This window comes from Amycolatopsis acidicola (assembly GCF_007713735.2).
Taxonomy (GTDB): domain Bacteria; phylum Actinomycetota; class Actinomycetes; order Mycobacteriales; family Pseudonocardiaceae; genus Amycolatopsis_E; species Amycolatopsis_E acidicola.
In genome coordinates this window covers 79,899-94,082 of sequence record NZ_VMNW02000026.1, presented here as the reverse complement: position 1 = coordinate 94,082, position 14,184 = coordinate 79,899, and the positions used below count along the sequence as shown (strand labels likewise).

8 protein-coding genes and 1 pseudogene are annotated in these 14,184 nt (G+C 69.1%); 3 read left to right on the top strand and 6 right to left on the bottom strand.

From position 1 onward, the window contains the following. The 6 genes and pseudogenes from FPZ12_RS19140 to FPZ12_RS19115 all read right to left on the bottom strand — a co-directional run. A pseudogene (locus tag FPZ12_RS19140) lies at window positions 1-532 on the bottom strand (hypothetical protein); the annotation flags it as partial. 29 nt (window positions 533-561) lie between these two features. Next, window positions 562-1,977, bottom strand: a complete 1,416-nt coding sequence (locus FPZ12_RS19135; protein ID WP_144752668.1) for a hypothetical protein — start codon at window positions 1,975-1,977, stop codon at window positions 562-564. Window positions 1,978-2,002: 25 nt separating this feature from the next. After that, window positions 2,003-2,350: a hypothetical protein gene (locus FPZ12_RS19130; protein ID WP_243769912.1), complete on the bottom strand. Its 348-nt coding sequence runs from the start codon at window positions 2,348-2,350 to the stop codon at window positions 2,003-2,005. Between the two features lie 94 nt (window positions 2,351-2,444). Next, entirely contained in the window at window positions 2,445-3,221 is a 777-nt protein-coding gene (locus FPZ12_RS19125; RefSeq protein ID WP_144752671.1) for an ABC transporter ATP-binding protein, read from the bottom strand. Further along, a complete protein-coding gene (locus tag FPZ12_RS19120; RefSeq protein ID WP_424923620.1) occupies window positions 3,218-4,231 on the bottom strand; it encodes a FecCD family ABC transporter permease in 1,014 nt (337 codons plus the stop codon). Before FPZ12_RS19120 ends, FPZ12_RS19125 begins: the two co-directional genes overlap by 4 nt. A 4-nt stretch (window positions 4,232-4,235) precedes the next feature. After that, entirely contained in the window at window positions 4,236-5,207 is a 972-nt protein-coding gene (locus FPZ12_RS19115; protein ID WP_424923619.1) for an ABC transporter substrate-binding protein, read from the bottom strand. Window positions 5,208-5,667: 460 nt separating this feature from the next. Here FPZ12_RS19115 and gltB point away from each other — a divergent pair, with 460 nt between their 5' ends. The 3 genes from gltB to FPZ12_RS19100 all read left to right on the top strand — a co-directional run bounded on the left by gltB (window position 5,668) and on the right by FPZ12_RS19100 (window position 14,140). Then, window positions 5,668-10,266 (top strand): glutamate synthase large subunit, encoded by a 4,599-nt coding sequence (gene gltB, locus FPZ12_RS19110; RefSeq protein ID WP_144752677.1) that lies wholly within the window; start codon window positions 5,668-5,670, stop codon window positions 10,264-10,266. Then, window positions 10,259-11,767, top strand: a complete 1,509-nt coding sequence (locus FPZ12_RS19105; protein ID WP_144752680.1) for a glutamate synthase subunit beta — start codon at window positions 10,259-10,261, stop codon at window positions 11,765-11,767. Before gltB ends, FPZ12_RS19105 begins: the two co-directional genes overlap by 8 nt. 186 nt (window positions 11,768-11,953) lie before the next feature. After that, the gene (locus tag FPZ12_RS19100; protein WP_144752683.1) at window positions 11,954-14,140 is read left to right on the top strand and encodes an MMPL family transporter; all 2,187 of its coding nucleotides are present in this window, start codon (window positions 11,954-11,956) and stop codon (window positions 14,138-14,140) included. Window positions 14,141-14,184: the final 44 nt, after the last annotated feature.

Here is a 14,184-nt window from a genome sequence, read left to right as displayed (position 1 = left end):
GCTGCTGCGGGGGTGGTGGCGGGGGCTGCCGGGACGACAGGACGTTGTTGCCCGAGAAGTAGTCGTCCTCGCTCTGCTGCGCCGGCGGCGGGGCCGCCTGCGCGCGGGTGGGGCCGCCCCCGTTGAAAACGCTTCCGGTGACGCCGCGCGCTTCGAGGATTTCCTCGAGCGTGGCGCCTTCTTCGGCTTCCTGGTAGATCTCGCGCATCTCGCCGAGGCGGGCGCGCATGGCCTCCTGGACCGCCGGGTCCTTGAGCGCCTTGCCTTCGAGCACGTCCTTCCAGGACAGCTCGCCCGCGTCCACCTTCTTCTTCAGCTCGCGCATCGCGGCGGGGGCGTCCGGCCGCTCGGCCGCCGCCTTGATCCGGGCGATGTCCTCCGGCTTCGCGGTGTTGTCGACGTCCGGGATCTGCTTGAGCTTCTCCTCGGTCTTCTTGATCAGGTCGCGCGCCTTCGACATCGTCTCGTCGAGCTGCGCCTCGGCTTCGCGCAGTGCGGGCGGCTTCCAGGAGTCCAGGTCTGGCTGGGTCATGAGTGGCTACTCCACGTACTTCCGGGCGATCAGGTGCTGGCGGGGGCGGAGGTCTGCGACCGGCTGCGGCTCGGCGAGGACTCCGCCTCGCCGCCTTCCTCGCCGGAACCGGACGCGGTCTTGCCGATGTCCTTGGCCGTCGAGCCGATGTCGCGCGCGTCGCCCGCCACGTCCTTGGCGTCGGAGGAGATGTCGCTGACGTCGCCCTTGATGTTCTTGCCGATGTCGACCACGTCGCCGATGCTCTGGATGTCCTTGATCTTCGCCAGCTGTGAGCCGATGTCCTGGATGGACTGCCACATCGACTGCACCTTCTCCACGATGTCCTTGATCATCTCGATGATCGAGAAGATCTGGTTCGCGATGTCGAGCGCGTCGATGATCGTGGTGGCCTCGGCGGCCCAGCCCGCCACCGGGATGCACGCCTTGGCGGCGATCTCGATGAGCTTGTCGATCAGTTTCTTCAGTAGTTTCAACGCTTCCGCGGCGAGCTTCTCGGAACCGTCGGCCACCGCGAAGAAACCCTTGGCGATGAGCTTCGCGACCTGGCCCTCGACGGCCAGCCCTGCCTTCCAGCCGATGTCCACGTAGGCCTTGTGCGCCAGCGCGGACGGGCCGTGCCAGTCGTCCTGGGTGATGATGTCCGCGTTGCCGGACATGGTCGCGGAGAACTGCTTCATCGCGTCGCCGATGGTCTCCCAGGCGTCGCCGTTCTGCCGCATCTTGCTGAAGTCACCGGTGATCGGCTTGATCACCATGTCGACGAGGCTCTGGCCCGCGATGTGCTGGAACACCCAGTCCACCGCCATGACCTCGATGCCGGCGTCCTCCACCAGCTGCTTGACGTCGTCCCCGTTACTGGGCTCCGGCGGCTCCAGCACGTCGGAGATTTCGGAGCCGTCGGAGAGCTGGCCGCTCGGGGTGGTCGGCTCGAACTCGCCGCCCTCGTCCCCGCCTTCGCCGCCGCCCTCTTCTTCGCCGCCTTCGTCTTCGCCGGCGTCTCCGCCTTCGCCCTCGCTGCTCTCGCCGGAGCCGCTTTCGCCTTCGCCACCTTCGCCCGAGCTGCGTTCGCCGGAGCCGCCTTCTTCCGAGCCGGACTCGTCACTGTCCGAAGAGGACCGACGTGGCTCCTCGCCGCCTTCGCCCTCTTCCGAAGACGGGCGCGTGGTGCCCTCGTCGTCGGTGCGGTTGGGGCGGTTGCCGGTGTCGTCACCGGTGTCGCCGCGCTGGTTCCCGGTCTGGCCCGGCTGCGTGTGACCCGGCTGCGTCTGGCTCGGCTGGGTCTGCTGGCCCGGGTATGTCGGGTTGTGGGTGGTGGGGGTCTGCGTCGTCGGCGTTTGGTGCGTCGGCGTTTGGTGCGTGGGAGTGGTGTGGCTCGGGGTGTTGTGACTGGGCGTGCTGTGACTCGGCGTGCTGTGGCTGGGGGTGTGGTGCGTGCGTGCCATCGCGTGGGTTCCGTTTCGGCTTCGGTCAGTTGATGACGGGGACGTTCTCGTCCTGCAGCTCGCGGAGGAGGTCCTGCAGTGCCTTCGCCGCCTGCTCGTCGATGTTCTGGTACGCCTCGGCGGTCTCCTTCACGCCGTCCACCAGCGACGCGAGCCGCTGCCTGCCGAAACTCAGCGTCTCCCCGAAGAGCGAACCCACGAGGTCCACCACCGGCTGGAGAACGATGAACAACCCGGTGAACCCGGACTTGTCCAACCCGTACGTGTGCATGTACTCGTTGATCGCGTCGATCGCGGAGTTGAGCCCGTCCAGCGTTTCGGCGTAGCCCGCCACCGCGTCCGGGTCGACGTGGAAGTCCACGAGTCCCCCCAACAGAAGTTTCCGTTTGTCGTTGTGCCGAGGAGAATAATTCACCGCGTCCCCTGGCGTACGCGGTTTCCCGCAAAACCCGGAAAGTCCGGAACGTCTATTTCGGTCGCACGGGCGCGATGACCAGCTCGCCGTGCTCGGTGACGATCACGTTTGCATTCGCACCGTAATGGTGGGACAAGGCGGGAACCGTCAGCACTTCACCCGGCGTGCCCGCCGCGACCACTTCTCCGCCCGACAGCAGGAGAACATGATCGGCGTACTGCGCGGCGAAAGTCAGATCGTGCAAAGTGGACACCACCGTCGTGCCGTCTTCGCGTCGCAGCCTGTCGATCAGTTCGAGCAGTGCCTGCGCGTGCCCGAGGTCCAGGCCCGTGGTGGGTTCGTCGAGCAGCAGCAACCCGGCGCGTTGCGCGAGCACCCTGGCCAGCACCGCGCGCTGGCGTTCACCGCCGGAAAGCGTGCTCAGCCGCCGCCCGGCGAGCGCGCCGAGATCCAGCCTGCCGAGTACATCCTCCACAATGGACAGATCGGCGGCGCCTTCGCGGGACAGCAGGCCGAGATGTGGAGTGCGGCCGAGCAACGCATAGTCGGTCACCGTGAGCCCCGGCGGCAGGGCCGGATCCTGCGGCGCGTAACCGATCAGGCGCGCCTTTTCCTTGCGGGACAACGAACTCACCGGATGCGTGTCGACGAGCAGCTCGCCTTCGCCGGGCAGCAACCCGGCCATGGTCTTGAGCAGCGTGGACTTTCCCGCGCCGTTCGGGCCGACGATCGCCAGCCAGCTTCCGGCAGGCACGTCCACGCTCACGTCGCGCATCACCGGACGGCCGCCGTAGCCTGCCTGCACGTTCCGCAACCGCAACGATGTCATGACAGCTTCCCCCGCGAAGAACGCAGCACCACCACGAAGAAAGGCGCCCCGGCGAACGCGGTGACCACGCCCAGCGGGAGTTCGCCGGGCATGATCGTGCGCGCGATCTGGTCCGCCACGATCAGGAAAGCGGCTCCTGTCACCAAAGACAGCGGCAGCACCACGCGGTAGCTCGCGCCGGCGAGCATCCGGACGAGATGCGGCACGACGATGCCGACGAACCCGATCAGCCCGCTGACCGACACCGCCGCGGCCGTGGCGAGAGAGGCAGCCGCGAGAAGCACCAGCCGCACCCGTCCCGGCCGGATGCCGAGCGACGCGGCTTCGGCGTCACCGAGGGAAAGCACGTCGAGCAGCCGCCCGGAGACGCACAAGATCACCGCGGCGACGGCGATGTAGGGCAACGCGATCAGCACTTCGCGCCAGCCGCTCACGTTCAGCCCGCCGAGCATCCACGTGTAGACCTGTTTGATCGTCTCGGTGTTCAGCTGCTGCGCGAACGTTTGCACCGCGGACAGGAACGAGCCGACGGCCACCCCGGCGAGCAACAGCGTGGCCGTCCCGGTGCCGCCCGAGGAACGGCCGAGGAGCCAGCTGAGCCCGACGCCGCCCAGCGCCCCGAAGAACGCGGCCACCGGCACCCACCCGCCCGCGTGCGGGGTGAACACGACGACGATCGTCGCCGCCATCCCCGCGCCCGCGGCGGCGCCGAGGAGATACGGGTCCGCGAGCGGATTCCGGAACACGCCTTGGAAAGTGGCGCCGGACATGGCGAGTGCCGCGCCGACGAGACCGGCCAGCAGCACCCGCGGCACGCGCAGCTGCCAGACGATCGCGGCCTCCCGTTCGGACAGCGGGGACCGGCCGCCGGTGACCTCCGCCCAGATCTCGCCGAGCACGCGCTGCCACCCGAGGTCGCCCGCGCCGACGAGCACGGCGACCACCAGCACCACGAGGAGCACGAGCAGTGCGAGCGCGACGGTCCTCGGCCGCAGCCGGGTGGTGTTCACGATTTCAGTGCTCGGCGCGCGTGACGGCGTCCGACACCGCGCGCACGAGGTCCACGATGCGCGGGCTCCAGCGCGACGCGATGTCGTCGTCCAGCGTGAAGATGTGGCCTTCCTTGACGGCGGTCAGCGTGTTCCATCCCGGACGGGCGGCGAGCGTCTGCGCGTTTTGCCCGCAGCACCGGGAATCCGCCAGGAACACCAGCGATGGATCAGCCTGCAAAATGCGTTCTGCAGACAGCTGCGGGTATCCGCCGGAGTTCGACGGATCGCCGTCGTCGGCGATGTTCGTCAGCCCGAACCGGCCGAGCACGCCGCCGATGAACGTGGCGGAGGTGACGCTGTAGTACGTCTGGTCCAGCTCGTAGTAGTAGGACAGCGGCTTCGCGGGCTTCGGGGTGCCGGCGACGATTTTGTCGATGTCCGAACGGGTCTGCTCGGCGAGACTCTCGCCTTCGGCCTGATGCCCGGTCGCGCGGCCGAGCTGGACGAACTGGTCGTACGCCTGGTCGAGGTTCGCGGCCGCGGGCATCACCAGGGTCTTGGTGCCGGTTTTCGCCAGCGCGGCGGCGAGTCCGGTGCTGTCGGCGCTGACGATCACGAGGTCCGGGTGGTAGCCCGCGATGGCCTCCGGATCCGGGCTCAGCGAGGACAACGACGTATGCGGCGCCTCGTTCGGATAGTCCGAAAGCGAGTCCACCGCGACGACCTGCGGCCCGGCGCCCACGGCGAAGAGCGTCTCGGTCGCGGACGGTGACAGGGAGACGATCCGCGTGGGCTGCCGGTCGATCGTGACCGAACCGATGGTCACCGGGAACGTGGCCTCGGTGTCCGGTTTCGCCAAGGAGTCCTCGTCCTTCGGGTGCGAGGCGCAACCCGTGAGTACGAGCAGCAGCGACAGCAGCAGGAGTGGGAACCTGCGCGACATGGCGACCTCTGAGGGTTCGGCCGGTGGCGCGTCGTGCCGTTCCGCGGTCACGCCGCACCTCTGTACCGGAGGTGGATGGCGTCGGGCGGGCACGGCAGGCGACCTGGCTCGGGCCGACCGAGCGTGACCGGCCCATCACAGTTGCGGCACAGCACCGGGTTCGCACCGGTTTCGCTGCCGTACACATCCCTGGTCAGCAGGCCGCTGACCAGCGTGAGGAACGCTACCACCGGCGGATCTGGCCCTTCGGGGCGCCGTTCGCGTAATCTTGGAAAGATTCGCGCGCGGGCTACACTGGAGCTCAGCGAGGCTCTTCAGCCCATCAAGAACGATGTCGTTCGCCGCAGCCAGATCGTTACCTCCTCGATGAGAAAATCCACACTGCGAGAGGGTGCCGTTGTGTTTCCTGGGTGTTAAGGTCGCGCTAATCAGCGGGCCATCGTCGTCCCGAGCACAGCAAACCGGGGGAACTTTCCGAACTGAGCACGACGACGACGAAGGAGGTCCCCGCATGATCTTCTCCGCCAATCCAGGCAAGCAGGGTCTGTACGACCCCGCCACCGAACAGGATTCCTGTGGTGTCGCCATGGTGGCCGACATCAGCGGGCGACGTTCACACCGGATCATCACCGATGGACTGACGGCGCTGACCAACCTCGACCACCGCGGCGCGGCGGGTGCCGAGCCGACCTCCGGCGACGGTGCCGGCATCCTCCTGCAGCTGCCGGATACGTTGCTGCGGGCCGAAACCCACTTCGCACTGCCCACACCGGACTCTTCCGGCGCGCAGCGCTACGCGGCGGGAATCGCCTTCCTGCCGGTCGACGACGAGCAGCGGCTGAAGGCCGTGGCGCTCATCGAACGGCTCGCCGAGGAGGAAAGCCTCGACGTGCTGGGCTGGCGCGAGGTGCCCACCGACGCCGACCGGGCCGACATCGGGCCGACGGCGCGTTCGGTGATGCCGCATTTCGCGATGCTGTTCGTGGCGGGCAAACCGGACGCCGACGGCGTGCGCCCGTCCGGCATCGCGCTGGACAGGCTCGCCTTCTGCCTGCGCAAGCGCGCGGAGCACGACACCGAGGCGGCCGAGTGCGGCACGTACTTCCCTTCGCTGTCCTCGCGCACGTTCGTCTACAAGGGAATGGTCACGCCCGAGCAGCTGCCGGCGTTCTTCCCCGACCTGCGTGACGAGCGGCTGACGAGCGCGATCGCGCTGGTGCACTCCCGCTTCTCCACCAACACCTTCCCGTCGTGGCCGCTGGCGCACCCGTTCCGGTTCGTCGCGCACAACGGCGAGATCAACACCGTCCGCGGCAACCGCAACCGCATGCGGGCGCGCGAGGCGCTGCTGGAGTCGGACGAGATCCCGGGCGACCTGTCGCGGCTGTACCCGATCTGCTCGCCCGACGCGTCGGACTCCGCTTCCTTCGACGAGGTGCTGGAGCTGCTGCACCTCGGCGGGCGCAGCCTGCCGCACGCGGTGCTGATGATGATCCCGGAGGCGTGGGAGAACGCCGTCGTCGGAGACGACGATCGGACCGGGGGCGCGATGTCCGCTGAACTTCGCGCCTTCTACCAGTTCCACACGAACCTGATGGAGCCGTGGGACGGCCCGGCCTGCGTGACGTTCACCGACGGCACGCTCGTCGGCGCGGTGCTCGACCGCAACGGCCTGCGCCCCGCGCGCTGGTGGCAGACCGCGGACGGCCGCGTCGTGCTGGCCAGCGAGGCCGGCGTGCTGGACGTGCCGCCGGAGGAGGTCGTCGCGAAGGGGCGGCTCAAGCCGGGCCGCATGTTCCTCGTGGACACCGAAGCCGGGCGGCTCGTCGACGACAACGAGGTCAAGACGGCGCTCGCCCGCAAACGCCCGTACGGCGAATGGGTGCACGCCGGCCTGCTGCAGCTGGCCGACCTGCGCGACCGTGATCACGTTACGCAGAGCCATGATTCGGTGCTCCGCCGTCAGCTTTCCTTCGGCTACAGCGAAGAGGAGCTGAAGATCCTGCTCGCGCCGATGGCGGCCAAGGGCGCGGAGCCGATCGGCTCGATGGGCACGGACACCCCGCCCGCCGTGCTGTCGCAGCGTTCCCGCCAGCTCTACGACTACTTCAAGCAGGGCTTCGCGCAGGTCACCAACCCGCCGCTGGACGCGATCCGCGAAGAGCTGGTCACGTCGATGAGCCGGATCATGGGCCCCGAGCGCAACCTGCTCGACCCCGGCCCGGCCTCCTGCCGGCACATCCAGCTGCCGTACCCGGTGATCGACAACGACGAGCTGGCCAAGCTCATCCACATCAACGACGACGGCGACCTGCCCGGTTTCGCCTGCACCGTCCTGTCCGGACTGTTCGAAGTGGACGGTGGCGGGCAGGCGCTGCACGAGGCGATCGAGCGGGTGCGCCGCGAGGCGTCCGAGGCGATCGCGGCGGGCGCGCGCACGCTGGTGCTCTCCGACCGCGACTCCGACCACCGGATGGCGCCGATCCCGTCGCTGCTGCTGGTGTCCGCGGTGCACCACCATCTGGTGCGCACCAAGGAAAGGCTGCGGGTCGCGCTGGTCGTGGAGACCGGGGACGCGCGCGAGGTGCACCACATCGCGCTGCTGCTCGGCTACGGCGCCGCGGCGGTGAACCCGTACCTGGCCTTCGAAACCATCGAAGACATGATCAACCAGGGCACGCTCACCGGGATCGAGCCGCGCCAGGCCGTGCGCAACTACGTCAAGGCGCTGGTCAAGGGCGTGCAGAAGATCATGTCCAAGATGGGCATCTCCACGGTGAGCGCGTACACCGCGGCACAGGTCTTCGAATCCTTTGGCCTGTCACAGGAACTGCTCGACGAGTACTTCACCGGCACCACCTCCAAGCTCGGCGGCGTCGGGCTCGACGTGCTCGCCGAAGAGGTCGCGGTCCGGCATCGCCGCGCGTACCCGGACAACCCGACCGACCGCGTGCACCGCAGGCTCGACACGGGCGGCGAGTACGCGTACCGCCGTGAGGGCGAGCTGCACCTGTTCACCCCGGAGACGGTGTTCCTGCTGCAGCACGCGTCGAAGACCCGTCGTGACGAGGCGTACCGGGCCTACACCGACGAAGTGCACCGCCTCGCCCGCGAGGGTGGCGCGCTGCGCGGCATGTTCAAGTTCAAGGAAGGCGAGCGCGAGCCGGTGCCGATCGACGAGGTCGAGTCGATCGAGTCGATCTGCAAGCGGTTCAACACCGGTGCGATGTCGTACGGCTCCATTTCGATGGAGGCGCACCAGACGCTGGCGATCGCGATGAACCGCATCGGCGGCCGCTCCAACACCGGTGAGGGCGGCGAAGACGCCGAGCGCCTGTACGACCCGGAGCGCCGCAGCGCCATCAAGCAGGTGGCGAGTGGCCGGTTCGGGGTGACGAGCGAGTACCTGGTCAACGCCGACGACATCCAGATCAAGATGGCGCAGGGCGCGAAGCCCGGCGAGGGCGGCCAGCTCCCGCCGAACAAGGTGTACCCGTGGATCGCGCGCACCCGGCACTCCACGCCGGGCGTCGGGCTGATCTCGCCGCCGCCGCACCACGACATCTACTCGATCGAGGATCTGGCCCAGCTGATCCACGACCTGAAGAACGCCAACGAAAAGGCCCGGGTCCACGTGAAGCTGGTCAGCTCGCTGGGCGTCGGCACGGTCGCGGCTGGCGTGTCCAAGGCGCACGCCGACGTGGTGCTGATTTCGGGGCACGACGGTGGCACCGGTGCTTCGCCGCTGAACTCGCTGAAGCACGCGGGCACGCCGTGGGAGATCGGCCTCGCCGAGACGCAGCAGACGCTGATGCTCAACGGGTTGCGCGACCGGATCACCGTGCAGGTGGACGGCGCGATGAAGACCGGGCGGGACGTGGTGGTCGCCGCGCTGCTCGGCGCCGAGGAGTACGGCTTCGCCACCGCGCCGCTGATCGTGGCCGGTTGCGTGATGATGCGCGTCTGTCACCTGGACACCTGTCCGGTCGGCGTCGCCACCCAGAGCCCGGAGCTGCGCAAGCGCTACACCGGGCAGGCCGACCACGTCGTGAACTACTTCCGGTTCGTGGCGCAGGAAGTGCGGGAAACCCTTGCCGCGCTGGGCTTCCGCACGCTGGACGAGGCGATCGGCCGGGCCGACGCGCTCGACGTGGACGAAGCGGTCGACCACTGGAAGGCCAAGGGCCTCGACCTGGCGCCGATCTTCGAGATGCCGACGGACACTCCCTACGGCGGCTCGCGGCGCAAGATCCGCGAGCAGGACCACGGGCTCGAGCACGCGCTGGACCGCACGCTCATCCAGCTCGCCGAGGCGGCGCTGGAGGACGCGCACCACGTCAACATCGAGCTGCCGGTGCGCAACGTGAACCGCACCGTCGGCACGCTGCTGGGTTCGGAGATCACCCGCCGCTACGGCGGCGAAGGGCTGCCGGACGGCACGATCCACGTGAAGCTGACCGGTTCGGCCGGGCAGTCGCTGGGCGCCTTCCTGCCGCGCGGCATCACGCTGGAGATGGTCGGCGACGCGAACGACTACGTCGGCAAGGGCCTTTCCGGCGGCCGCGTGATCGTCCGCCCGGACGAGAAGGCGACGTTCGCCGCGGAGCGCCAGGTGATCGCGGGCAACACGCTCGCCTACGGCGCCACCTCGGGCGAGATGTTCCTGCGCGGGCAGGTCGGCGAGCGGTTCGCCGTGCGCAACTCCGGCGCGGTCCTAGTCTGCGAAGGGGCGGGCGACCACGCCTTCGAGTACATGACCGGTGGCCGTGCCGTGGTGCTCGGCCCGACCGGCCGCAACGTGGCCGCCGGGATGTCCGGCGGCATCGGCTACGTCCTCGACCTCGACCGCGCGCGGGTCAACGACGAGATGGTCGATCTGCTGGCACCCGAGCCGGAGGACCTGTCCTGGCTCAAGGAAATCGTTACGCGCCACCGGGAGCTGACCGGCTCGGCCGTGGCCGCGTCGCTGCTGGGCGACTGGCCCCGCCGCTCCGCCTCGTTCACCAAGGTGATGCCGCGCGACTACGCGCGGGTGCTGGCGGCGGCCAAGGCGGCCAAGGCCTCCGGGCGCGACGTGGACGAGGCGATCATGGAGGTGGCCCGTGGCTGACCCGACGGGCTTCATGAAGTTCGAGCGCGAGGAGCCGAAGAAGCGCGCGCGCGAGGAGCGGGTGCACGACTGGCGCGAGGTGTATGCCGACCTCGGTGCCGAGGAGCGCAACAAGGAAGTGCGCACCCAGGCGAGCCGGTGCATGGACTGCGGTATCCCGTTCTGCCACTCCGGTGCTTCGGGCTGCCCGCTGGGCAACCTGATCCCGGAGTGGAACGACCTGGTGCGCCAGGGTCATTGGGCCGCGGCGAGCGACAGGCTGCACGCCACCAACAACTTCCCGGAGTTCACCGGGAAGTTGTGCCCCGCGCCGTGCGAGGCGGGCTGCGTGCTGTCGATCTCGCCGGAGTCCGGCGGGCCGGTCGCGATCAAGCGGGTCGAGGCCACGATCGCCGACCAGTCCTGGGAAATGGGGCTCGTCGAGGCGCAGGCTTCGGAGGTCGCTTCCGGGCAGCGGGTGGCGGTCGTCGGTTCCGGTCCGGCCGGGCTGGCGGCGGCGCAGCAGCTGACGCGCGCCGGCCACGAGGTCACCGTCTTCGAGCGGGACGACAGGCTGGGCGGGCTGCTCCGCTACGGCATCCCGTCGTTCAAGATGGAGAAGCGCCACCTGGACCGGCGGCTGGCCCAGCTGCGCAAGGAAGGCACCCAGTTCGTCACCGGCTGCGAGGTCGGCGTGGACCTGACGGTGGAAGAGCTGCGCGCGACGTACGACGCCGTGGTGCTCGCGGTCGGCGCGCTGCGCGGCCGGGACGACAAGGTCACCCCGGGCCGTGAGCTGCGGGGCGTGCACCTCGCGATGGAGCACCTCGTGCAGGCGAACCGGAAGGTCGAGGGCGACGGCCCGCCGGAGATCACCGCGGAGGGCAAGCACGTCCTCGTGATCGGCGGCGGGGACACAGGCGCCGACTGCTACGGCACGGCCACCCGCCAGGGCGCGCTTTCGGTCACGCAGCTCGACCAGTACCCGATGCCACCGTCCACAAGGGACGATGACCGGTCTCCGTGGCCGACGTGGCCGTACATCCTGCGCACGTACCCGGCCCACGACGAGGGCGGCGAGCGTGTCTTCGGCGTCGCGGTGAAGCGGTTCGTCGGGGACGACGAGGGCCACGTGCGCTCGGTGGAGCTGCAGAAGGTGCGTGTCTCGCGCAACCCGGAGACGGGCGTGCGTGAAGTGGTGCCGCTGTCGGAAGAGGTCGAGGAGATCCCGGCGGATCTGGTGCTGCTGGCGATCGGTTTCGAGGGCGTGGAGCACATGCGGCTCCTCGACGATCTGGACATCGAGCTGACCAGGCAGGGCCGGATCGGCTGCGGCGCGGACTGGCAGACGGCGGCGCCGGGCGTCTTCGTCTGTGGCGACGCGCATCGCGGTGCTTCCCTTGTGGTGTGGGCGATCGCGGAGGGCCGCTCGGTGGCCAACGCGGTCGACGCCTACCTCACCGGTGCCTCGGACCTGCCGGCGCCGGTGCACCCCACGGCCCTGCCGCTGGCGGTCGTGTAACCCACCCGGGCCTGCGGCCCGGTCCGGCAATGGCGCCGGGCCGGGCCGCTTTTTTCGTGCGCCCCATGGGCTCTCAGCGAATCCTCAGGAGTGACGGCAAACTCGTGGCACGGGTGGCCCCTTCTCGGTTTACTGGCGCCAGCATCGGGTAAAGCCGGTGCTTTACCGGGGCTGACAGGGGTGGACATGGTTTCCGTGGCGGGGAAAACAGGGGGAACGCGAGAACACGGCGTCTTCGCCAGGCTGGGCCGATTCGTCGTGCACCGGCCGTGGTGGGTGATCGCGGCCTGGGCACTGCTCGCGGTGGTCGTCATCTCGACCGCGCCCGCGCTGCCGACGAGTACGGACGAAAGTGACGCCCTGCCCAGGGATTACGAGTCCATCCAGGCGTCGACGCTGGGGCAGCAGGCTTTCCCGTCCGCGTTCACCCCGTCGATGATCGTGGTGTTCCAGCGCGCGGACGGCGCCGCGCTGAACAAGGCCGATTCCGACAAGGTGGCCCAGGTCGTCACCGAGCTGAGTGGCAAGCACCTCAAGGACATCGAGGCGATCGTGCCGCCGCAGGCCGCCACGGGCGCGCCCGTGGCGATCTCCGCGGTGAAGATGCCGCAGCTGTCCGGGGCGAACTCCCAGGAGCTGACGTCTTCGGCGAAGGCGTTCCGCACCGAGCTGCAGGCGGCCGTCTCGGGTACGGACCTCAAGGCCGGCACGACGGGAACCGTTGCGCAGCAACTGGATTCACAGGAGGCGTCGAGCAACTCCACGGGCATCGTCGGGATCGCGACGGTGCTGCTGATCCTCGTGCTGCTGCTGGTGATCTTCCGAAGTCCGATCATCGCGCTGCTGCCGATCGTGCTCATCGGCATCGTCTCGCAGATCGCCAGCGGGCTGATCTCCTGGGTGGTCAAACTTTTCGGGATGCAGGCGGACTCGTCGATCTCCTCGATCCTGATCGTGGTCCTGTTCGGCGTCGGCACCGACTACATCCTGTTCCTGATGTTCCGGTACCGGGAACGACTCCGCGCCGGGGACGCACCGAAACAGGCGATGGTGACCGCGGTGAGCCGGGTCGGGGAGGCGATCACGTCCGCGGCGGCGGTGGTGATCATCGCGTTCCTGACGATGGCGTTGTCGTTGTTCGGGTTCTTCCGCTCGATGGGGCCCTCGCTGGCGATCGCCGTCGCGGTCACCCTGCTGGCCGGGCTCACGCTGGTGCCCGCGGTGGTTTCTCTCTTGGGTACCAAGGTGTTCTGGCCGTCGAAGGCGTGGCAGCGCGAGCCTCGGGCCGCCCGGTTCGGCGCGGTGGGGCGTGCGGTCGGGCGCCGTCCGGCGATCTTCGCCGGGGTGTCCGGCGTGGTGATGGTGGCGCTGGCGCTGGGGGTCTTCAGCTTCAACCCGACCTTCGACCTGTCCTCGGGTTCGATGCCGGACACGGCCGAGTCGCAGGTGACCATGAAGGCGCTGGAGAAGAGCCTGCCCGCGGGCGCGACCTCGCCCACGAACGTGTACCTGCAGAGTGAAAACGGCACGGCGTTCACACAGGCCCAGCTCGACGAGTTCCGGGCGAAGATCGCCGGCGTGCACGGCGTCGGCCAGGTCGGCGAGCCGCAGCTGAACGGGCCGCGTTCCGTCGCCAACTACTCCGTGGTGCTGGCCGATGATCCGGCCTCCGATGCGGCCATCGACACCGTGGGCGGCCCGTTGCGGGACACCGCGCACGCTGCCGCGCCGCCCGGCGCCAAGGCGCTTGTCGGCGGTGTGACGGCGGTGTATGTGGACATCCAGGACACCATGAACCGCGACTACCGCGTGGTGTTCCCGGTGGCCGCCGTGCTGATCATGCTGGTGCTCGGGCTGCTGCTGCGCAGCGTGGTCTCGCCGTGGTACGTGATGGCCTCGGTGGGCCTCGGGTTCGCGGCCACGCTCGGCGCGACCACCTGGCTGTTCCAGGGCATCGTCGGCGAGTCGGGGCTGATCTTCATGATCCCGCTGATCATCTACATGTTCGTGGTGGCGCTGGGCACCGACTACAACATCCTGATGATGGCGCGGCTGCGAGAAGAGGCGAAGGAGGGCAAGCCGCCCCGTGAGGCGGCCGCGCTCGCCGTCCGGCACACCGGGCCGACGATCGCCGCGGCCGGGGTGATCCTCGCCGGTTCGCTGGGCGCGCTGATGCTGGCCGGGAACTCGCTGCTCGCCGAAATGGGCTTCGCGCTCGCCTTCGGCATCCTGGTGGCGGCGTTCGTGATGGCGATGTTCTTCGTGCCGAGCCTCACCGCGCTCATCGGCCGCGCCGCGTGGTGGCCAGGGCACGGCGACCGCGCGAAGGCCCCGGCCGAACCGCGTGACCCGGTGAGCTCCGGGCAGCGCTGACTGGGGACGGGCGCGGCTCGTCGCCGTGCCCGTCCACAAGCGGC

Bases quoted from the DNA above. Each gene is read 5' to 3' on its own strand.
- gltB (WP_144752677.1), top strand. From the start codon at position 5,668: ATGATCTTCTCCGCCAATCCAGGCAAGCAGGGTCTGTACGACCCCGCC.
- FPZ12_RS19135 (WP_144752668.1), bottom strand. From the start codon at position 1,977: ATGGCACGCACGCACCACACCCCCAGCCACAGCACGCCGAGTCACAGC.
- FPZ12_RS19100 (WP_144752683.1), top strand. From the start codon at position 11,954: ATGGTTTCCGTGGCGGGGAAAACAGGGGGAACGCGAGAACACGGCGTC.
- FPZ12_RS19125 (WP_144752671.1), bottom strand. From the start codon at position 3,221: ATGACATCGTTGCGGTTGCGGAACGTGCAGGCAGGCTACGGCGGCCGT.